Raw genomic sequence first — 21,552 nt, 5'->3', positions numbered from 1 at the left:
AAAGGATTATTTTTGGACGGCGAATCGTTTATCGGGGTTGTTTTGGCAATCCTTTTTATCGCACTTAATGGCTTTTTTGTTTTATCTGAGTTTTCTATTGTTAAGGTGCGAAAATCTAAGCTTGAAGAGCTTATAAAAGAAGGCAAAGCTGGCGCAAAACTAGCTTTAAAAATCACAAACTCACTAGATACTTATTTAAGCGCAAACCAGCTTGGCATCACGCTTTCTAGTCTTGCGCTTGGCTGGCTAGGACAGCCTGCTATTGCTAGATTAATAGGCGAACCATTAAAATACTTCACAAATCTTAGCCAAGAGGGCATTGACACTATCGCGCTTGGCGTGGCGTTTATTTTGATTACTCTTTTACATGTGGTGCTTGGCGAATTGATCCCAAAATCAGTAGCCATCGCAAAAACCGAAAGCGTGGTGCTTTGGGTGGCTAGACCACTTCATATTTTTTGGATTATCTTTTTTCCTGTGATTAAAACTTTTGATTATGTAGCACTTTGTGGTATGAAGCTAATTGGCGTAAAACCCGCAAAAGAAAGCGATCTTGCCCACAGCGAAGAAGAAATAAAATTTATTGTTTCAGAAAGCTTAAAAGGTGGCGTGCTAGATAGTATGGAGAGCGAAATAATCCAAAACGCCATAGATTTTAGCGATACAGTAGCAAAAGAAGTAATGACACCACGCAAGGATATGGTGTGTTTAAGCAAGCAAAAAAGCCTAGAAGAAAACCTACAAATTATTAAAGAAACCAAATACACGCGTTTTCCTTTTATCGATGGTAGCAAGGATACTGTGCTTGGTTTAATCCACATTCGCGATATCTTACACGCAATGCTTAAAAATAAAGAAGTAGATTTTAATTCAATTATCCGTGAGTTTATCATAGTGCCTGAAAATAGCTCTATTTCAAACATTTTAAATATGATGAATAAAGAAAAAACTTATGCTGCTTTGGTGCTTGATGAATACGGTGGCACGGCAGGATTTGTAACGCTTGAAGATATTGTGGGCGAAGTTTTTGATGAGTTTGAACCAGATGATGAAGAATACAAACGCATAGATGATTTAAATTATGAATTTAGCGGGCGTTACGAGCTTGAAGAGCTTGGAGAAATGCTTGATATGAGCTTTGATGATGAGCAAATAACCATAGGCGGATATGTGTTTAATCTTTTTGGTCGCTTGCCTGAGGTGGGTGAGAGCGTAAGCGATGATAGATGCGTGTATGAGGTGCTAGCTATGGACGGCGCTGCAATAAGGCGTATAAAACTTACTTTAAAAAGCTCGGATTCTTAAAATTTGCTTTAAAAATTATTAAAATTTGCCACGCAAGATTTTGCCACGCAAATTTTAATGCTCCACTTTTGGCTACAAATTTTAAAATTTCTAATCCAAATAAACATAATTTTAGCTTAAATTCATTTGTTTTTAAGCAAATTAGCGATACAATCCGCGCTCATTTCGCATTTTTGCGCAAGCTTAGTGTAGCGTTGTCGCTATAAGCGCAAAAAGAGGAAAAACTAACGCAAGGGAGAACTCATGGTAACGATGAGAGATTTATTAGAATGTGGTGTGCATTTTGGGCATCAAACAAGACGCTGGAATCCAAAAATGAAAAAATACATTTTTGGCGAACGCAAAGGTATTTATATAATCGACCTTCAAAAAACAATCCGCTATTTTCGCTATACATATAATATAGTCCGCGATGCAGCCGCTGAGGGCAAAACTATATTATTTGTAGGCACTAAAAAGCAAGCAATCACTGCCATAAAAGAAAGCGCTCAAAAATGTGGTATGCCATATGTAAATAGTCGCTGGTTAGGCGGTATGATGACAAATTTTGGCACGATTAAACAAAGCATTCGCAAGCTAGAAGTAATCGAAGCTATGGAAGAAGATGGCTCTATAAATTTATTGACCAAAAAAGAAGCGCTAATGCTTCGCCGTAAAAAAGAAAAATTACTTGAAACCCTTGGCGGTATTCGCAATATGAAAAACTTGCCTGATATGCTATTTATCGTAGATACAATAAAAGAAAAAATCGCCGTAGCTGAGGCTAATAAACTAAAAATAGATATTGTAGCACCTGTGGATACTAATTGCGACCCTGATTTAATTACTTATCCAGTGCCTGCAAATGATGATGCTATCCGCGCTGTGCAGTTATTTTGCAATGAAATGGCTGAGGCAATTAATGAAGGCAAGGCTATGATTGATGCTGTTGATGAAGAAAGCGCCATAAATCCAGCAAGCCACGAAGAAAAACAAGAATTGATTGATGAAGTTATGAGTGAAGAGTTTTTTGAAGGAGATGAATAATGGCTGAGATTACAGCACAAATGGTAAAAGAGCTGCGCGAAAGCACTGGCGCAGGTATGATGGATTGTAAAAATGCCCTAAGCGAAGCAGATGGAGATATGAGCAAGGCTGTGGATATTTTGCGTGAAAAAGGACTAGGCAAAGCTGCTAAAAAAGCCGATAGATTAGCAAGCGAAGGCTTAGTAAATGTAGCAGTAAGCGCAGATGAAAAAACAGCAACCATTAGCGAAATAAACTCAGAAACTGATTTCGTAGCTAAAAATGAAAATTTTATAAATTTAGTAAAAACCACCACACAGCATATACAATCAAAAGCAATTAGCACACAAGAAGAACTACAAACTAGCACAATAAATGGCGTAGTTTTTGAAGAATATTTTAAAAGCGAGATTGCAAAAACGGGCGAGAATTTGGTAGTTCGCCGTTTTGAAACCATAAAAGCTGGCACAAATGGCGTAGTGGCTGGGTATTTGCATTCAAATAGCCGTGTGGGCGTGATAATAGCAGCTGCTTGTGATAGCGAACAAACCGCAAATAAAGCAAAGGATTTTTTGCGCAATGTTTGTATGCACGCAGCGGCAATGAAGCCACAAGTTATAAGCTATAAAGATTTTGATTTAGAATTTTTAGAAAAAGAAACCACAGCCCTAAAAGCTGAACTTGAAAAAGAAAATGAAGAGCTAAAACGCTTAGGAAAGCCACTTCATAAAATCCCTGAGTTTGGCTCACGCGCGCAAATTAACGATGCCATCATCGCACAAGTTACTCAAAAGCTAAAAGACGAGCTAAAAGCACAAAATAAACCTGAGAAAATTTGGGATAAAATTTTACCAGGACAAATTGATAGATTTTATGCTGATAACACACAAATCGATCAAAGACTTACTCTTTTGGGGCAGTTTTTTGTAATGGACGATAAAAAAACAGTAGCTCAAGCCATAGCTGATGAAGCCGCAAAACTAGGCGGTAAGATTGAGTTAGTAAAATATGTGCGTTTTGAAGTAGGCGAGGGCTTAGAGAAAAAAGTAGATGATTTTGCTGCTGAGGTAGCAGCGCAAATGGCTTAACTTACTCTTGCGGATTTGTTAGCTAGGCTTGCGGATTCGCAACACAACCTACAAAAATGCAAACAAATTTTTTATTAAATGCCAAATTTTTAGGGCATCATTTTGATTATCCTTTATTTAGCGATGTAAGCTTGGAGATTAAAGCTGGCACAACCAGCGCGATTGTAGGCATCTCAGGTAGCGGTAAATCCACGCTTTTACACATTTTATCTACACTTTTAAAACCAGATAGTGGAGAGGTTTTTTATAATGAAAAATCTCTTTATACTTTAAGCGCAAATGAACTTTTAAAAATTCGCCGTTATGATTTTGGCATAATTTTTCAAGCACATTATTTGTTTCGTGGATTTAAAGCTGGTGAAAATATCGAGCTTGCTAGCATTTTAAGCGGTAAAAAAATTGATCAAAATATGCTAAAAAATCTTGGCATTGACAATGTTTTGGTTCAAAATGCAGGCTCATTAAGCGGCGGACAGCAACAACGCGTAAGCATCGCAAGAGTGCTAGCCAAAGAGCCTAAAATAATTTTTGCCGATGAGCCAACGGGCAATTTAGACACTACCACGGCAAATGAAGTTATGGGCGTGATTTTTGAGTATATTCGCGCCAAAAATGCAGCCTTAGTGCTAGTAACGCACGATGAAAATCTAGCAAACAAATGCGATTTTTGCTATAAATTACAAGATAAAAAATTATTTAAAATTTAAAAATTACTGCCTTGAAATTTTAAAATGCTTCTAAAAAAAATAGCCAAAATTTTAAAATTTGGCATATTTTCGCGCTTTATTATCGTAAATTTTATGCTAAAATTGCGCCCTAGGCTCAAGGTTTTGAGTAAGACATTTTAAGGATAAATTATGAAATTAAATTGCTGTGATTTACCATGCCCTCAGCCCGTGCTTAAAACAAAAGAGGCTCTTAATTCATTAAAGCTTGGCGAGAGCCTTGAAATACTGCTTAATTCAAGCACCAGCAAGGATAATGTTAGCCGTTTTTTAAACTCTTTAAAGCAAAATTTTAATCTAAGCCAAAATGGCGATTTTTATGAAATTTCACTAATTAAAAGCGCAGAAAATAACGATAATTTAAATGTTAGCGAATATAGCTGTCAAAATACGCAAAGCAAAGCCAAATTAACAAATAAAATAATTTATTTAAATGAAAGTAGCGCTGGCAGCGGGGCGGTGGGGCAGAGTTTGCTGGCTAGTTTTTTGGGCGCATTTAGCCAGTGCGAGATTAAGCCAAAGTATGTAATATGCGTAAATGACGCAGTAAAAATCAGCGCAAATAGAGGGCATTTGGCATTTAGAGCGTTAAATGATTTACAAAATCAAGGCTGTGAAATTTTAAGTTGCGGTTCGTGTTTGCAAGCTTATGGGCTAAGTGATAAGCTTAGCATCGGCCGTGTTAGCAACGCTTATGAAATCGCAAATATCTTGCTAGAATACGAGCAAATCACACTTTAAGAGCAAAAATGATATATCACAATCAAAAACTTACAAAATTTGTGCGTGCTGCTGGTTGAGCTGCTAAGATTGACCCGGCGGGTCTAAACAAAGCTCTTAGCAAGCTCGATTTTAGCACTCCACATTTACTAAGTGGAGCTAAAAATAATGAAGATGCGGCTGTTTTTGCCCTAGATGATAAAATGGCGTTGGTGCAAACGCTAGATTTTATCACGCCAGTAGTCGATGATCCTCGCATTTTTGGCAATATCGCCGCGGCAAATTCCCTAAGTGATGTATTTGCTATGGGTGCAAAAGTGCTAAATGCTTTAAATATCGTGTGCTTTGATAGTTGTCATTTTGATAATGAAGTGCTTAGTGAGATACTAGCTGGCGCTAATGAAAAGGTGCGCGAATGCGGTGGGGCAATCATTGGAGGCCATAGTATAAGTTCGGTTGAGCTATATTTTGGCCTAAGCGTAACAGGGCTTGTAAAAAAGGCTGAGTTTTGGGCTAATAACACAGCCCAAGATGGCGATATTTTGGTGCTTACAAAGCCACTTGGTATGGGCGTTTTAAGCACAGCGATTAAAGCTGATATGCTAAAAATGAATGAAATTTTAGAAGCGGCGCGCATTATGAGTGAGCTTAATTTTTATGCCATCGATGCTTTAAAGGAGCTAAGGGTGCGCGCTTGTACTGATGTGAGCGGTTTTGGATTATTAGGGCATTTGTGCGAGATGTTAAATGATAAAATTTGCTTTGAAATTTATGCTTCTTGTGTGCCGATTTTGCCATCAGCGCGCACTATGGCCGATATGGGGCTAATTCCTGGTGGCACTTATAAAAATAAAGAATTTGTTAATAAATTTTTAATCAATTCTAAGGGTCAAAATGCCGATATTTTGCTCTTTGATGCGCAAACATCTGGCGGCCTTTTATTAGCAATAGATGAAAAAGACGCAAACATAGCCCTAAACAATCTTAAAAACGCCCGCTACGAGCAAACAAGCATAATTGGCAGAGTAAAAAAACGCACAACAAATGAAAATTTAATAGAAATTTTGCCTTGAAATTTTAAAACTTATTTAATTTAAAGGCTTCTAAGCTAAATTTTAAAATTTATTTAATTAAATTTTAAGTTTGGCTTTCTTAGCAAGCCTAAAATCAACAAATTTTAATGCCTTAAATTTTAAAATTTATTTAACTTAAAATATTTTTAAGAAAAATTTTAAAATTTACTTAAACTCACTAATATAATTTTGATAAAATTCCCATGCCCTGCCACTATCTAGCGCATATTCTATGATAAATTTTGCATCACTTGGGCTTTTTACCTTATCTGCTGTATAAAGAGCAAACATAGCATTAAGCACGACTATATCGCGTTTTGCCCCTTTTAGTTCGCCATTTAATGTATCTTGTAAAATTTTAGCATTTTGCGCGCTATCTCCGCCTTGAATATCTGTGTGAAAAGCACGCTTAAAGCCAAATTGCTCAGGCGTGATGCGGTATTCGTAAATATGCCCATCTTTTAGCTCGTGGATTAGCGTTTCATCACAAAGACTAATTTCATCCATTCCGTCCATTCCATGCACGACTAATGCGTGAGTGCGCCCTAGTTTCATTAAGGTTTGAGCTAATAAAAAATTTACCTCTTCAAGGTAATTGCCCATTATTTGATGAGTAAGTGCTGTATTTGGGTTTAATAATGGCCCTAGCACATTAAAAACGGTGCCGATTTTTAGGCGTTTTCGCACCGGTGCTACCTCGCCTACTGCCTTATGAAAAAACGGCGCATGAAAAAAGGCTAAGCCTTTTTTAGCAAGCAAATCTCTAAGCGCGTTTATATCGCTATCAAGCTTAATGCCAATGGCTTGAAGGGTGTTGCTTGAACCACTTTGTGAGCTAATTGCGCCGTTGCCGTGCTTTGCCACTTTTACACCAAGGCTAGCTAGTATAAATGAAACAGTGGTTGAAATATTTATGGTTTTAAGGCCATCTGCGCCTGTGCCTACTATATCAAACATCGCCTGGGCGTCATTAAAGGTGTTTGAATAGCGCAAAATATTTTGTACCAAAGCACACAAACTATCAGCATATAGTGATTTTTCGCTAATTAAAACTAAAAGCCCAGCAAGCTGGATTATATCGTATTCTTTTGACATAAGCGCGCTAAAAATTTGCTCATAATCAGCACCATCAAGGGCAAAGCCTTTTTGTAATTTTGTCATAAATGGGGCTAAATTTTGTATGTGGTTGCTATCTTGCATTTTTATCCTTTTAAATTTACAAAATTTTCAATAATCTTGCGTCCATAAGGCGTAAAAAAGCTCTCAGGATGAAACTGAATGCCATAAATTTTTAAATCCTTATGCTCTAATGCCATTATGATATTATCATCCATTGAATACGCACTAGCTACTAATTCGTCTGGCAAATCATCTACATAAAGCGAATGATAACGCATAACCTCAAAAACGCCCGGCATATCAGCTAGCACGGCACTTGGAGCGATTAATTTTATTTGGCTAGTTTTACCGTGCTTTGGAGATTTTAAGCGTTTTATACTCGCTCCAAAACTAAGTGCTATGGCTTGATGTCCCAAGCAAACGCCTAAAATAGGCATTTTTAGCTCACCGTTTTTAGCGCATTCTAAAATTTCAAGGCACACGCCGCTGTCTTTTGGATGTTTTGGCCCAGGACTTAAAATAATCTTGCTTGGGTTTAGTTTTTTGATCTCATCTACGCTTATTTCATCATTACGCACGCATTTTACTTCTTCATTAGTGCTTAATAAAATGTATTGATAGATATTAAAAACAAAACTATCATAATTATCGATCATTAAAATCATCTTGGCTCTTTTAGAAAATTTTAAAGCGTGATTATAGCCAAAAAGGTTATAATTTGCGCCTTTTAAAGGACAAAAATGAATGATGAATTTTTTATGCGACTTGGACTTAATGAAGCGTGGAAATATCAGCTTTTAACCTATCCAAACCCTGCTGTTGGTTGCGTTGTGGTAGCTAAAAATGGTGAAATTTTAAGTGTGCAAGCCCACCAAAAAGCTGGCACTTTTCACGCTGAGCTTAGAGCTATAATTAGCGCGCTTGGCAAAATAAATAAAAATTTTAATGAGCTTTTCAAACTAGATGCCCACGCGGCTTATGAGCAAATTTTAAAACACCACAATAATCTTTTATGCGGAGCAAAAGTTTATGTAAGCTTAGAGCCTTGCTCGCACTTTGGGCGCACTCCGCCTTGTGCTACGCTATTAAAAGAGCTAAAAATTAGCCAAATAATTATTGGCGTAATGGATAAAAACTCTCACGGCGGAGCTAAAATGCTAGCAGATGCTGGTATTTTGGTAAAAAGCGGGATTTTGAAAAATGAATGCGCTAGGTTAATTGAGCCTTTTATGCTTTGGAGCGGACTTAGCCATACAAACTCTAAAAATTTCACCCTTTTTAAAACTGCCATGAGTTTAAATGGGGTAATTAGCGGTAAAATTAGCCAAGATTTAGCGCGCGCTCATTGCCATCAAATCCGCTCTTTGATTGATTTAATCGTAATTGGCGGCAACACAGCCCGCATCGACAACCCGCGCCTTGATGCAAGGTTTTCAAACTCCAAAAAAGCACCAGATGTCCTAATTTACAGCCAAAAACAAAATTTCAACCCAAATCTTGCCCTTTTTAAAATCCCAGCACGAAAAGTCCAAATCAGTGCTAATTTAGCGCAGATTAAAGAGAAAAATTTTGTAATGATTGAGGGCGTTGATAATTTATTAAAAGCCCTTAAAAACGATATTCATTGGCTTTTAATTTATCAAAATAAATCCTTTATGCAAGGAAATAATTTTAATTTAAAACTAAGCCTTGATATACTTCATCAAAGCGATTTAGGCGATGATTGCGCGCTGTGGTGCAAGATTAAAAATTAAAATTTATCAATAAATTAAAATTTGTAAATACATTAAAAATTTATAAATAAATTAAAATTTATAAATTTTTCGCACATTTTTGCTTTTAATCTTGTTAGTTTTATTTAAAATTTGTGAAATTTTAAATAAATTATTCTTCGCCAAATAAGGCTTTTAGGTTTTTTAGTCCTTCATCGTTGCTATTTTCTTGCTCATTTACTTTTGTGCTTGCATCTTGTAAGGCTTCGTTTAAATCATCGCTTAATTTAGTGCTTGCACGCTCATTTAATTCTATTTCATAGCCTGTTAGCATTCCAGCAAGCCTGATATTTACGCCACCTGCGCCTATTGCCTTGCTTTTTTGCTCGGCATCAATGGTAACTTTTGCCTTGGTTTTATCAATGCTCACGCCTAGCACCCTAGCTGGCGTAAGAGCGCGTGAGATAAATATCGCAGGCTCTTGTGCAAACTCAATAGCATCGATATTTTCGCCATTTAATTCTTTGCTTACAGCATTTATTCTAACGCCCTTTACGCCAACTGTGGTGCCGACAGCATCGACATTTGGGCTAGTTGATAGCACGGCTACTTTTGCCTTTTTGCCTGGTATGCGCGCGCAATTTTGAATTATCACGCTACCATCTTTAATCTCAGGCACCTCAGCCCTTAAAAGAGCTTCTAAAAATTTTGGTGAAGTGCGCGAAAGCTCGATTTTTATACCCATTTTTTTATCAAAATGCACAGATTTTATAATGGCTTTTATGGTTTGGCCGACTTTAAATTTTTCATTTTTTATGCGATTTTTGCGTGGCATTAGAGTTTTAGTGTCGCCAACTTCGATAAAAGTGGTTTCATCGCTACTTACGCTAGTAACAACGCCTACTACAATAGTATCTATTAAGGCGCTGTATTTTTCATAAATTTTATCATCAATTAAACGCCCGATGTGATAATCAATCTCGCGGCTTAAAGTAGCAGCAGCGGTGCGTCCGTAATTTTCTAGGTTTAATTCATAATTTAGCGAATCACCAATTTCTAGCCCGCTATCAATATCTCGCGCTTTTTTTAAGCTTATAAAATGCTCATCATCTAAGCGTTCATCATCATCGCTAACTACTAAAATATGCTCATATAAATGCAATTCTTTTGTGTTTTCATTTATGATTACATCGTATTCAAGCTTTGGTGAAATTACCTTTTTGGCTGTTTGAATGAATGCGGTTTTTATTCTTTCTAAAACATCTTTATATTCTAAACCTTTTTCATTTGCGATAGATTCTACAATATCTGAAATTTTCTCCATAAATTTTGCCTTTAAATTAGGGGGATTTTGCGAATAAGCAAGGGGCGGATTATAGCCTAAATAATTTAAAGTTAAATAAAACTTTAAGCCTAAAAAGCTATAATCGCGCCTTAAAAAATTTTATAAAGGATAAAAGATGGAGCTTAGACTTGCAAGAGATGAAATCAATAAAAAACCAAGCCACACTATAAGCCTTGAAAAAATAGAAAACGAGCTTCAAAAACAAGGTGAAAAAATTTATTATTTTGACAAAGAAAACACACATAAGCAATTAATCTCAATGGTAGAGCATTTTGAAAAAAAGGGATTTAGCGTGTATCACCGCATAGTAAAATATGGCCTTAATGAGAGCCAATACTGCTATGAGGTGCATATACTTTGAAATTATTTATCAAAACCTTAGGTTGTGCGATGAATGTGCGCGATAGCGAGCATTTTGTAGCCCAACTTAAAGATGAATATGATTTATGCGATGATGCAAGTCAGGCTGATTTGGTTTTAATAAACACCTGCTCGGTGCGCGAAAAGCCGGTTCAAAAGCTATTTAGCGAAATAGGCGCTTTAAATAAAATTATGAAACCTAGCTCAAAGCTTGGCGTTTGTGGTTGTACGGCATCGCATTTGGGAAAAGATATTATTAAGCGCGCGCCTTATGTGGATTTTGTGCTTGGTGCGCGCAATGTTTCAAAGATTAAACAAGCCATAAACACTTCAAAATTTGTAAGCGTGGATATTAACCACGATGAAACAGAATTTGCTTTTAACGACTACCGCCCAAATCCATACAAAAGCTACATAAACATAATGGTAGGTTGTGATAAAAAATGCACTTATTGCATAGTCCCACACACAAGAGGCCAAGAGCTTAGTGTGCCGTTTAGTTTAATCTTTAATGAAGCCCAAAAAGCAAGCCAAGCTGGGGTAAAAGAATTATTTTTATTAGGCCAAAATGTAAATAATTACGGCAAGCATTTTTCTAACCCGCACGAAAAAATGAATTTTTCAGCACTCTTAATGCGCCTTAGCCAAATTGAGGGCATAGAGCGCATACGCTTTACTAGCCCACATCCTTTACATATGGATGATGAATTTTTAGAAATTTTTAGCCAAAATTCTAAAATTTGTAAAAGCATTCATATGCCCTTACAAAGTGGCTCAAACGCCATTTTAAAGGCGATGAAACGCGGTTATACAAAAGAGTGGTTTTTAGATCGCGCCCAAAAATTAAAAAAGCTATGCGGAGATAATTTAAGCATATCCACAGATATTATCGTAGGCTTTCCAGGTGAGAGCCAAAGCGATTTTAATGATACTATGGATGTGCTAAATGAAGTGCGTTTTGAGCAAGTTTTTAGCTTTAAATACTCCCCGCGCCCGCACACACTCGCAGCTACTATGGATAATCAAATCCCAGCAAATATCGCAAGCGAGCGACTTACGCGCTTACAAGCAAGGCATAATGAAATTTTAGATGAAATTACAAATTCTTTGGAAAATAATGTGCTAAAAGTGTATTTTGAAGAGCTTAGAAATGATGGTTTTGTCGGCGGTAGAAGCGATAATAATTTTGCCGTTCAAGTAAAGGGCAGCGAAGAATTATTAGGGCAAATTTTAAATGTCAAAATCACGCAAGCAAAAAGAATGCTTTTAAATGGAGAACTTGTTTGAGTTTAACTAGCCTCGCGCGCTAAATTAAAATTTGCGCTAATAAATTTTAATTAGCCAAAAAATTAAACTAAAAATATGAAAAATAAAATTTTAATAATTATTGCTGATTATCTAATAACCGCGCTTTTATGGCTGATTTTTTTAACTTGTAAAAAGCAATATAAGGGCAAAATGCGCCAAAAAGAGCCTGGCGTGGTGCTATTTTGGCACGAATATCTAGCCTTTATGCCCTTTACTTATAAAAAATATTGGCAAAAGCGTATTTTTGTGATTATTTCAGATCATAAAGATGGCGAGATTATCGCGCGTGTAAATAGGCGTTTTGGCATAAATGCCTTGCGCGGATCTAGCTCAAAAAACGCCGTGCGGGTATTTGTAGGTGCTTTGCGCGAGCTAAAAAATGGCGCTGATATTATAATAACGCCAGATGGCCCACGCGGACCTAGGCATTTTATTAGCGATGGTAGCGTTACCATAGCGCAAAAAGCTGGCGTAAAAGTAGCTGTTTTATCATATAGTGCTAGTAAATTTTGGCGTTTTAAAAGCTGGGATAAAATGATTTTGCCAAAGCCATTTTCGCGCGTTACCTACACGCTTAGCGAGCCTTTTAGCCTTGCAGGACTTGATATAAATGAAGCAAAAAAATTAATAGCTTCAAAAATGCCAAAGGATTAAAATTTACAAGGAAATTTAGTGAAAAAAATCTCCATACTTTATGATGTTAGCATTATCGCAAATAATTATTCGCGAACTGGCGTGTATTTTGTGGCTCTAAATATCTTAAATGAGTTAAAGAAAAAAAACGAAATCAGCCTTAGTTTGTATTGTCAAAGCGATGATATAGCTAGCGCAAAACACAATATCGCAAACTTAGCCAAAAGCGCGGATTTGCCTTGTGTTTTTAGGCTAACCCAGCCTAGCTTAAACCGCTTTAAGCCAAAACTAAAAAAAATATTAAATAACATGCCTAGATTTTTACAAAATTTGGCATATAAAAATAAAAATTTTATTTTAAAATTTGCCTCTACCATTAAAAAACCACAGCCAAAACCTGCGCTAAAAGCACAAGAGCTAGCAAAATATGATGCTTTTTTTTCGCCTTGCTTTGCCGTCCCAGATGAGTTTAAAAATATCAAAAATTACTTAATTATTTATGATTTAATCCCGCTTTTGCTAGATGGCTATAAAGACGATCCTAGCAATGCTTGGATCTTAAATATGCTAAATAATTTAGATGATAAAAGCACTTGTTTTTCAATTTCTTGCCATACAAAAAAAGATTTTTTAGCACATTTGCCTAAGCTAAAAGATGAAAATATCGTAGTTACGCCACTAGCTTGCGATGAGAGCTTCAAACCAGCAAGCAATGAGCAAATAAATCTTGCCAAACAAAAATACAAAATCCCAGAAAATAAAAAATACATTTTCTCGCTTTGTAGCTTAGAGCCACGAAAAAATATTTTACGCGTTATTAAATGCTTTTGTGAGTTTATCAAAAAAAATAATATTAATGATTTGGTTTTAGCACTTGGTGGTGGCGCGGATATGAAATTTTTGCCGACCTTACAAGCAAATATAAAAAACTTAAACGAATATAAAGATAAAATTTTAATTCTTGGTTATGTTGATAGCGCAGATTTGGCTCCGCTTTATTCTGGGGCTTTGTTTTTTGTTTATACCTCACAATACGAAGGCTTTGGCCTGCCGCCACTTGAAGCGATGAGCTGTGGTAGTGCTGTGATTACAAGTGATAATTCAAGCTTGCCAGAAGTTGTAGGCGATGCTGGCATAATGATAGCTTATGATAGCGATGAGGCGCATATAAAAGCTTATGAAAAATATTATTTTGATGAAAATTTTAGAAAAGAAAATGCTAAAAAGGGCTTAGAACGCTCCGGGCTTTTTAGCTGGCAAAAATGCGCTGATATTATGGTAAATAAAATAAAGGATGATATTGAAAAAGCTAAAATTAATTTATGATGCGAGCATAGTAGTAAATACAACAAATGCTAATTGGGCGCGCTCTGGCGTGTATTTTAGCGCGCTTAATTTATTAAAAGAATTTGCTAAGCGAGATGATATTGAATTAGTGCTGTATTGTAAAACAGATGATAAAAATAAGGCTAAAAAATTTTTAAAAGATTTGCTAAAAAAAGATTTTGCTTGTATTTTTGAGTTTGTGCCATCAAAACTAATCATAGCCCTAAAACGCGCCATCGAAAAGCTCCCACCACTTATCTCCAAGCCATTTTACAAAGCAAATGATTTAAGAAAAAAACTAAAAAATAAAAACACGCAAAAAAAGCCTAACACTCAAAACCCAAATGAATACAATGCTTGCTATCTAAGCGCAGCTTATGACTTGCCAGCTAGATTTAAACACGATGAAAGCATTATAAAATACGCCATCGCCTATGATGTAATGCCTCTTATTTTCCCGCAGTATTATAAAGATAGCGTAGATGGCTGGCTGCAAACATTTAAAATTTTTAATAACTACTTTTCAATCTCTCAACACACAAAAAAAGATTATTTAAAGCACTTAGAGCATTTAAAAGAGCAAAACATCACCACAGCCTTGCTAGCTTGCGATGAGAGCTTCAAACCAGCAAACAATGAGCAAATAAATCTTGCCAAACAAAAATACAAAATCCCAGAAAATACAAAATACATTTTCTCACTTTGTACCTTAGAGCCACGAAAAAATTTAATTAGAACGCTTAAAACTTTTATAGAGTTTATTAAAAAAAATAATATTGATGATTTGGTTTTTGTTTTAGGTGGTGGGCATTGGGAGATTTTTATAAAAGAATTAGAAAAGTCCATTGATGATTTAGGCGCATATAAAGATAAAATTTTAAAAATCGGCTATGTTGATGATAAAGATTTGGCTCCGCTTTATTCTGGGGCTTTGTTTTTTGTTTATACCTCGCAATACGAAGGCTTTGGCCTGCCGCCGCTTGAAGCTATGAGCTGTGGTAGTGCTGTAATTACAAGTGATAATTCAAGCTTGCCAGAGGTTGTAGGCGATGCTGGAATAATGATAGCTTATGATAGCGATGAGGCGCATATAAAAGCTTATGAAAAATATTATTTTGATGAAAATTTTAGAAAAGAAAATGCTAAAAAGGGCTTAGAACGCTCCGGGCTTTTTAGCTGGCAAAAATGCGCTGATATTATGGTAAATAAAATGAAACAAGATTTAAAATTTTAATATTAGGGCGAAAAATGCATATTAGCGAAGGTGTATTAAAACCAGAAATACTAGTACCAGCAGGCATTATCACGGCTGGGCTTACAGCGTATTTACTCTATAAAATTAAGCCAAATGATATAGTGCGCACAGCTTGTATGAGTGCGGTATTTTTTGTGGGTTCATTTGTGCATTTTCCGCTTGGCCCTAGCTCGTTACATTTAGTTTTAGGTGGAATAGTTGGCGCATTTAGCGGGCGTTTTGCCTTTTTATCCATTTTGGTTGCGCTTTTATTTCAAGGCATATTTTTTGGTTTTGGCGGGCTTAGCACTCTTGGGGTTAATGCGCTTATTATAGGCTTGCCAGCGATTTTTGGGGCTTATTTTGTGCGCCTTGGCAATCAAAATAACGCATTAAAAGCTAAATTATTTTATTTTTTAGCCGGCTTCGTGCCTGTGGCGATTAGCTCTATTTTGCTTAGCGCGGTTTTATTATTAAATGGCGATGAGTTTAGGGCAATTGCTAGCCTTGTTTTACTTACAAATAGTGCTTTATGCGTGATTGAGGGGCTAATTTGTGCTTTATTGCTTAGTTTTATAGCTAAAACTTATCCGGAGTTTTTACCATGCCAAAAATCTTTATAATATTTTGTTTTTTTAGTTTTTATAGTGAAATTTTAGCTCATTCGCTTAAAATTTTTGCCAAAGATGAGGGCTCGCAAATAAATATAAAAGCATATTTTTACGGCGGTTCGCCTTGTAAAAATTGTGAAATTTTAATCCAAAATGCTAGCCAAGTGTTTAAAGAAAATACCGATGAAAATGGTAGTTTTATTTTAAATAAAGCTAAATTAAGCCAAAACAGCAACGAACTTGAAATTTCAATAAATGCAGGCGCAGGGCATTATAAAAGCACAAAAATTAGCTTAAATAAACCCCAAAATAACACTAGCGATTTTAATAAAAGTAGCCAACAACCACAAAATAAGCAAAGCACTCAGCCAAAAGTAGAAAATTTTACCCAAGATGGCCAAAACAGCGTATTTAGCGAGCTAATTAAGGGCTTTTTTGCCATCATAATAATTTTGCTGATTTTTGCGGGCTTGTATTTTGTAAAAAGGCGCAAATAGTGCGTTATTTTGGCTCGCTAAATTATAGCGCAAGCTTGATAGCACTTATGCTTTATAGTCTTGGCGTAGCACTTAGTAATGGCGTTTTTATCAGCTATTTTGCGCCTTTAATTTTTGCTTTAATATTTAGCAAAGATAAGCTCACAAGAGTTTTAAAAAGGCTTTTTATTTTAAATATTTTTGTGCTTTTAAGCGTTGCTAGCGTGCTTTTAAGCCAAAATTATAATCTTGCCTGGCTTATTTTTTTACGCTCAAATTTATTGATATTTTTTAGCCTTTTGTTATTTAGTGGCATAAATGAAAGTGAGTTTTTACGGGCATTTAGCGCATTAAATTTAGGCAAAAAAATCAACTCTTTAATGTATTTTAGCCTTAGTTTTACCAGCTCTTTAAATAAAGACTTAATCAAACTACAAAACACACTAAAAGCGCGCGGATTTCGCCCAAAAACTAGTATTTTTGGCTATAAAATTTATGCTAATTTATTAGCTCTTTTACTAATTTTAGCCATTCAAAAACTACAAAGCACGCAAAAAACGCTAAAAGCTAGAAACTACAAAGGCTATATTTTAAACCCGCAAAAACTAAACCTACACAGGCAAGATTACGCCCTGCTCGCACTTTGCGTGTTTTGTTTGGTGTTTAGAGTTGGAGCTATAATTTGATTTTAAGTTTAGAAAATTTAAGCCTTATACTTGATGATAAAAGCATTTTTGCAAACTTAAACTTAACTTTAAAACAAGGCGAAAAAATCGCCATCATTGCTCCAAATGGTAGCGGTAAAACGAGCCTGCTTGAAATAATTGCTGGCTTAAAAGCCCAAAATACCGGTAAAATAACGCTTTTTGATAAAAACATAACCTCGCTTGATGATTATGAGAGCATAAGAGATAAAATTGGCTTTTTATTTGAGGATTCAAATGCTCAATTTATTTGCCAAAATGTGCTTGATGATGTCGCATTTAGCGTGCTTACAAACTCCATCAACAAAAATAAAGCAAATTTTAAAATCCTTGAAAATTTAGCCTTAAAAACAGCTAGCCAAACCCTTGAACTGCTTGAAATTTCGCACTTACAAGCTTGCTCGCCCTTTAAGCTTTCAAACGGACAAAAGCGCATTGTAGCACTTGCTGGCGTTTTAGCATTTAATCCAGCTCTTATGCTACTTGATGAGCCTGAAAACGCGCTAGATACAGCATTTAAACAAAAAATAATAAATATTTTAAAAAACCATAAAAGTGCTATAATTTTTAGCTCTCATAATTTAAAATTTGCCAAAAGCATAGCAGATAAAATTTACACTCTAAGCCAAAATGGGCTTGAAATTTTTAATGAATAAAAGTAGAAATTTCAGCTAAAAGCTCGGTATTATCGTATAAATATGGGCGTATTAGGGGCGGGATTTTTAATATCCTGCATTTTTCTTTAAAATTTTTTGGCATTTGCGTTTTGCTAAAAGGTGCTACGAAAATGAATTTTTCATTTTTTGCGATGGCGATTTTATGGCTAATTACTAGGGCATTTTGCTTTAAAACCTCAGCCCTAGATAACGCGCTAAGAACCACACCAAGACGCTTACAAGCCTTATCGATTAAATCAATCTCGCTAGGGCTACGCTTTAAAATGAAAAATGGGCTTTTTTCATAAACAAACTCACCCAAAAGCACCTTTTTATCACGCTCTAAGGCCTTAAAACTAGCCTTTAACCCGCCAGCAAAAAGCTTAACAAAAGAATCACTATAATTATGGCGAAAAAAATTCCTGCTATATTTTTGATTAAAATTTGAGCTATCAATGAAATACTGATAATAATGGCTGTGTAAATACTCTAAAATTTCAACGCGCGATGTATAAATTAGCGGTCTAGCGATGAAAATATCGCACTTTGGCTTAATTTCATATTTGCTATATGAGCTAAATCCTAAGGCATTAGCAAGCCCTGCGCCCTTGCTAAGACGAAGCAAAAACCATTCAAAAAGATCATTTAATTGATGGGCTAAAATCAGCGTATCAAAGCCTTGCTCAATGCATAAATCATAAAAAAAATCATAGCGAATTTTACGCGCCTTGCTTTCAAAATTACCACCACTAATCACAGCCTCTTTGCTAAAAAACTCCACACCATACATCTTACACAAAGCCCTAGCGCTTATGTATTCATTTAGGCTTTGAGGGCGCGTTTTATAATTAATTAGCGCGCAAGCAAAATTGATATTATTTTGTCTTAATAAATGAAAAAGCGCGGTGCTATCGATGCCGTGAGAAAAGGCCAAAAGTGCTTTTGCTTTTTTTAATTCACAAAGATTTTCTAAGATAATGCCTTGCATAATCGCTTTTGCCTTAAAATTTTAAATAAATATTTTAAAATTTAGCATTTTGCTTAAAACTAAATTTTTTCTTTGGCTTCTAAAACTTTTATCTTAAAGCTAGTGTCGATTTTACCGCTATTTGCTCGCATAGCCACTGGAACATCAATCAAAATAACATTTTCGTAATTATTCACAAAATCTATAAAAGCATAAAATTTATCAGGCGTGCTCATCATCGCGGTTACATTAAGCTCGTAATTGATAAAAGTGGAGTTTTCATCTTCTTTTGGCATACGATTTAAGCGCACATCGCTAAAAAACTCCCCTGCTTTATTTTGAAATTTCTTTTCATCAAAGGTGTTTATTATCGCATTTAGGCTTTTAGCGTTTTTTGTTTTTAGTGTGTCTAAATCATTTGCATTAGCAAAAAATATCTGCTCTATGCGCGATTGATTAAGCATTTTAGAGTGATACTGCGCTTTTGCTTTTTTATAGTCTTTAATGCTTGGGACTATCAAAAACATAACAAAACTCAAAGATATAAGCAAAAAAGCCAGCACATAAAGCACTAGTTTTAAAACATCAATTTCTTCTAAATTGCGATCTTTACTCATTGCTTTTATCCTGCTCGTTTAGAGTGCTAATGGAGCTAAAATTTAACCAACCACCCTTTAACTGATAAAAACTAGTATGCACGCTAGAAAAAATACTTTTTAATGGTGCCTCCATCAGCAAATTAAATGTTTCGCGGCTTGGGGTTTTGCCTCGTAATTCAAGGCTATTTGTATTTACCAAGATGTATTCAAGCGTGATAGTATCAGGCACTATATCAAAAATATTGCGAACTGAGCGTTTTAGTGAATCATTTAGGGTGTAAATATTTAATGCGGTTTGGTAATCATTTTCTAAGCGTGTGATGGTTTCTTTTATTTTGGCGATGCTACGCGCACTGCTATTGTATTTTTCTTGGGCTTGTAAATTTTTATTTTCTAAATCATTTGTGTAAAATTTTAATATAAAATCAATGCTCACACATAAAACACACACAAATAAAATAAGCGAAATCCAAATCTGCGATAAAAGCGAAAAAAATGGCTTTGGCTGCGGGCGTATGAAGCTATAAGAAGACTTCGCGCGTTTTTGTCCTAGCATTCCTTCAACTCTTTTGAGATTATATTTAGGGCATCTTTGTATTTATCTGCTTTGAAAACAATGGTTTCTATGCATAATTCATTTGAGATTATGTCTATTAAATTTTGCTCGTCCATAGCACCAGTGCTGTCAAAAATCACTATTTTTTCTACAAAATTTGAATCATAAAGTGGATTTTTGTAATAATCACTTATGGCATCTTTGATATTTAAAAGCATCTGCCCTGATTGACCAAGGCGTTCTAAATTAGCTTGCGCATCGCTTTCGTTTCTTTCGTATTCTTGGGTTTTTGAAATATCTTCAAATGTGTCTATATCGTTATCTGTGGATAATTCGCTTAAAGTGTTTAGGGCGTTAAACTTATCATCTTCTTTTGCGATGATGTTATCGATTTCTGCTATATTTATAGGCGCAAGATTTTCATCATCTTGTTTTACATCGCCTTTATCGCTATTATTATTGTAAAACGCGCCAAATTTCATTTCAAGTTCTTTAAATACCATCATCGCGCAACTATCGCCTTGAATATACGCATACAGCGTAACGCGCTCATCAGCTCTAAACTCATTTATCTTATCATACAAAATAGAAAATGGCGAATACAATAAATCTATTTTTAAGCCATTTAAAAAATGAAGTTGTGCTTGAATTTCATCTTTTGGTATAAAAATGCTCCAACCCCCAGGCATTGATAAAACATTAACCTCATTAAAATTTACGCCAAATTTATTATACCCGATGCGGTCGCTAACTGGCAAAGCCCATTGTTTTGGCGTGTTTAAAAGCAAAGCAGTGTAAGTGGTATTTGCATCTTTTGAATGTTTTTTGACATAATCATTAAACTTAAAATCTATATGCTCGCCTACAATCTCAAAATCAGCTTGAATGGCATTTAAATTTTTACCATTTTTTACAAATTGACCATAAATAGAGCATTCTTTTTCACCAACGAAAACGCAAAGATAAAGGTTTTTAATAAAATATTTAAAAAATCGCACTTGAAATATCCCTAAAAAAATTGCGCGATGATAGCAAAACTAGCCTTAAAAGCGATTTAATGCGCCCTAAATTACAAATATAATAATTAAAAAACTAGCAAATTTTAATCTTAATTTTCAAAATTTAATCTATCATTAATGTATCTTACGCTAGCATAGACGCATTCTAAGAATACGGAGAATGCAGAAAATGTGCGCTATTAATTTAATCTTTGCTTACAAGGATTTTAAAGTGATTGTAAGTGAAAATAATGCTGATAATTTAGCTGTAATACCAAGTAAAAACAACGCCAAAGAAATTTTAATTTATGATAATCGCTTAAATACAGAATTAATATTTAATGATAATTTTACTGCACGAGATTTTGATTTGTTTTTTACATTATTGCATTTAGCGAAAAAGAATGTAACTCAAAAGAAAGGCAAAACAGTTTATATGAGTTTTGACCAATTAACAAAATTTTTAAGTGCTAGCGCATATAAAAACAAAAATAGATTTTATAAAGAAGTGCGTGCATTTTTAGATAAAGCACAAGATATTCGCACTTTTTTTAAAACAGATATAAAAAATACAAAAGGGCGAAATGCTGTTCTTGAAGGTGCTTTATTTTTTGATAAATTAAGTGTAGATGAAGCAACTAAAACTGCTAGTTTTAGATTAAGCGATGGTGCTTATGAGTTTTTATTCTTTTTTGAAAAATTTATGCAACTTAATTTATATGAATTTTGTTCTTTAAAAAGAAAAGGTTCTAAAATTTTATTTAGACTTTTAATTCAATTCAAAAATTTACCGATTAATAAAACAAGCGGGCTTAAAGAATTAGTATTAAATAAAGATGAATTTTATAAATATATTAAACCACCAATAACATATAGACCAGCAGATATAGACAGAAGAATTTTAACTCCTGCAATTAAAGAGTTGGAAGAAGGTGACTATTTTAAAAGCGTGCTTTGTGAAAGACTACAAAGCAACCTTGAAACTATTGATTATAAAATTATTTTTAATGATAGCAATAGAAAATAATAATA

22 protein-coding genes and 1 pseudogene are annotated in these 21,552 nt (G+C 35.0%); 17 read left to right on the top strand and 6 right to left on the bottom strand.

All coding sequences use genetic code 11. From position 1 onward, the window contains the following. The first annotated feature begins 12 nt into the window (after positions 1–12). The 6 genes from CINF_RS03335 to selD all read left to right on the top strand — a co-directional run bounded on the left by CINF_RS03335 (position 13) and on the right by selD (position 5,916). On the top strand, positions 13–1,305 hold the full coding sequence (locus tag CINF_RS03335; RefSeq protein ID WP_179975746.1) for a hemolysin family protein: 1,293 nt from the start codon (positions 13–15) through the stop codon (positions 1,303–1,305). 243 nt (positions 1,306–1,548) lie between these two features. Next, positions 1,549–2,331, top strand: coding sequence for a 30S ribosomal protein S2 (gene rpsB, locus CINF_RS03330; protein WP_179975745.1), 783 nt, complete (start codon positions 1,549–1,551; stop codon positions 2,329–2,331). Next, positions 2,331–3,398 (top strand): translation elongation factor Ts, encoded by a 1,068-nt coding sequence (tsf, locus tag CINF_RS03325; protein ID WP_178697166.1) that lies wholly within the window; start codon positions 2,331–2,333, stop codon positions 3,396–3,398. The genes rpsB and tsf overlap by 1 nt, the downstream gene beginning before the upstream one ends. A 56-nt stretch (positions 3,399–3,454) precedes the next feature. Beyond that, positions 3,455–4,105, top strand: a complete 651-nt coding sequence (locus CINF_RS03320) for an ABC transporter ATP-binding protein (protein ID WP_179975744.1) — start codon at positions 3,455–3,457, stop codon at positions 4,103–4,105. 150 nt (positions 4,106–4,255) lie between these two features. After that, on the top strand, positions 4,256–4,864 hold the full coding sequence (gene yedF, locus CINF_RS03315; protein ID WP_179975743.1) for a sulfurtransferase-like selenium metabolism protein YedF: 609 nt from the start codon (positions 4,256–4,258) through the stop codon (positions 4,862–4,864). 8 nt (positions 4,865–4,872) lie between these two features. Further along, positions 4,873–5,916, top strand: coding sequence for a selenide, water dikinase SelD (selD, locus tag CINF_RS03310; protein ID WP_179975742.1), 1,044 nt, complete (start codon positions 4,873–4,875; stop codon positions 5,914–5,916). 165 nt (positions 5,917–6,081) lie between these two features. Here selD and trpD read toward each other — a convergent pair. Next, positions 6,082–7,700, bottom strand: a pseudogene (gene trpD, locus CINF_RS09130) (anthranilate phosphoribosyltransferase). A gap of 75 nt (positions 7,701–7,775) precedes the next feature. On the opposite strand from trpD, the gene ribD reads away from it, so the two are divergent. Beyond that, the gene (gene ribD, locus CINF_RS03300) at positions 7,776–8,789 is read left to right on the top strand and encodes a bifunctional diaminohydroxyphosphoribosylaminopyrimidine deaminase/5-amino-6-(5-phosphoribosylamino)uracil reductase RibD (protein WP_179975741.1); all 1,014 of its coding nucleotides are present in this window, start codon (positions 7,776–7,778) and stop codon (positions 8,787–8,789) included. 130 nt (positions 8,790–8,919) lie between these two features. Here the strand turns inward: ribD and nusA are convergent, their stop codons facing one another. Then, complete coding sequence (nusA, locus tag CINF_RS03295) at positions 8,920–10,071, bottom strand: transcription termination factor NusA (RefSeq protein ID WP_179975740.1); 1,152 nt, start codon at positions 10,069–10,071, stop codon at positions 8,920–8,922. 136 nt (positions 10,072–10,207) lie between these two features. Between nusA and CINF_RS03290 the strand changes: the two genes are divergently transcribed. The 9 genes from CINF_RS03290 (at position 10,208) to CINF_RS03250 (ending at position 17,400) form a co-directional block, all read left to right on the top strand. Further along, complete coding sequence (locus CINF_RS03290) at positions 10,208–10,453, top strand: HP0268 family nuclease (protein WP_179975739.1); 246 nt, start codon at positions 10,208–10,210, stop codon at positions 10,451–10,453. Continuing rightward, entirely contained in the window at positions 10,450–11,739 is a 1,290-nt protein-coding gene (gene miaB / locus CINF_RS03285) for a tRNA (N6-isopentenyl adenosine(37)-C2)-methylthiotransferase MiaB (protein ID WP_275690515.1), read from the top strand. The genes CINF_RS03290 and miaB overlap by 4 nt, the downstream gene beginning before the upstream one ends. Before the next feature lie 75 nt (positions 11,740–11,814). Continuing rightward, positions 11,815–12,414: a lysophospholipid acyltransferase family protein gene (locus CINF_RS03280; RefSeq protein WP_179975738.1), complete on the top strand. Its 600-nt coding sequence runs from the start codon at positions 11,815–11,817 to the stop codon at positions 12,412–12,414. A gap of 18 nt (positions 12,415–12,432) precedes the next feature. Beyond that, positions 12,433–13,719 carry a glycosyltransferase family 4 protein gene (locus CINF_RS03275; RefSeq protein WP_179975737.1) on the top strand — a complete coding sequence of 429 codons (1,287 nt, stop codon included), beginning with the start codon at positions 12,433–12,435 and terminating at the stop codon, positions 13,717–13,719. After that, a complete protein-coding gene (locus tag CINF_RS03270) occupies positions 13,694–14,953 on the top strand; it encodes a glycosyltransferase family 4 protein (protein ID WP_179975736.1) in 1,260 nt (419 codons plus the stop codon). The genes CINF_RS03275 and CINF_RS03270 overlap by 26 nt, the downstream gene beginning before the upstream one ends. 14 nt (positions 14,954–14,967) lie before the next feature. Continuing rightward, entirely contained in the window at positions 14,968–15,576 is a 609-nt protein-coding gene (gene cbiM / locus CINF_RS03265; RefSeq protein ID WP_179975735.1) for a cobalt transporter CbiM, read from the top strand. Continuing rightward, positions 15,558–16,061 carry a hypothetical protein gene (locus tag CINF_RS03260; RefSeq protein ID WP_179975734.1) on the top strand — a complete coding sequence of 168 codons (504 nt, stop codon included), beginning with the start codon at positions 15,558–15,560 and terminating at the stop codon, positions 16,059–16,061. Before cbiM ends, CINF_RS03260 begins: the two co-directional genes overlap by 19 nt. After that, a complete protein-coding gene (locus CINF_RS03255; protein ID WP_179975733.1) occupies positions 16,061–16,726 on the top strand; it encodes an energy-coupling factor transporter transmembrane component T family protein in 666 nt (221 codons plus the stop codon). Before CINF_RS03260 ends, CINF_RS03255 begins: the two co-directional genes overlap by 1 nt. Further along, a complete protein-coding gene (locus CINF_RS03250) occupies positions 16,723–17,400 on the top strand; it encodes an energy-coupling factor ABC transporter ATP-binding protein (protein ID WP_179975732.1) in 678 nt (225 codons plus the stop codon). The genes CINF_RS03255 and CINF_RS03250 overlap by 4 nt, the downstream gene beginning before the upstream one ends. On the opposite strand, the gene tilS is transcribed toward CINF_RS03250, so the two are convergent. The 4 genes from tilS to CINF_RS03230 are packed head-to-tail and all read right to left on the bottom strand — an operon-like array spanning position 17,390 to position 20,520. Next, positions 17,390–18,388 carry a tRNA lysidine(34) synthetase TilS gene (gene tilS, locus CINF_RS03245; RefSeq protein WP_179975731.1) on the bottom strand — a complete coding sequence of 333 codons (999 nt, stop codon included), beginning with the start codon at positions 18,386–18,388 and terminating at the stop codon, positions 17,390–17,392. The genes CINF_RS03250 and tilS overlap by 11 nt on opposite strands. A 59-nt stretch (positions 18,389–18,447) precedes the next feature. After that, positions 18,448–18,984 carry a hypothetical protein gene (locus CINF_RS03240; protein ID WP_179975730.1) on the bottom strand — a complete coding sequence of 179 codons (537 nt, stop codon included), beginning with the start codon at positions 18,982–18,984 and terminating at the stop codon, positions 18,448–18,450. Continuing rightward, entirely contained in the window at positions 18,977–19,522 is a 546-nt protein-coding gene (locus CINF_RS03235) for a hypothetical protein (protein ID WP_178697257.1), read from the bottom strand. Before CINF_RS03235 ends, CINF_RS03240 begins: the two co-directional genes overlap by 8 nt. After that, on the bottom strand, positions 19,516–20,520 hold the full coding sequence (locus CINF_RS03230; RefSeq protein WP_178697258.1) for a hypothetical protein: 1,005 nt from the start codon (positions 20,518–20,520) through the stop codon (positions 19,516–19,518). Before CINF_RS03230 ends, CINF_RS03235 begins: the two co-directional genes overlap by 7 nt. Before the next feature lie 232 nt (positions 20,521–20,752). Here CINF_RS03230 and CINF_RS03225 point away from each other — a divergent pair, with 232 nt between their 5' ends. Further along, a complete protein-coding gene (locus CINF_RS03225) occupies positions 20,753–21,547 on the top strand; it encodes a replication initiation protein (protein WP_179975729.1) in 795 nt (264 codons plus the stop codon). Positions 21,548–21,552: the final 5 nt, after the last annotated feature.

Source organism: Candidatus Campylobacter infans, assembly GCF_013416015.1.
GTDB lineage: Bacteria > Campylobacterota > Campylobacteria > Campylobacterales > Campylobacteraceae > Campylobacter > Campylobacter infans.
This window is presented reverse-complemented; position numbering and strand designations above follow the sequence as displayed.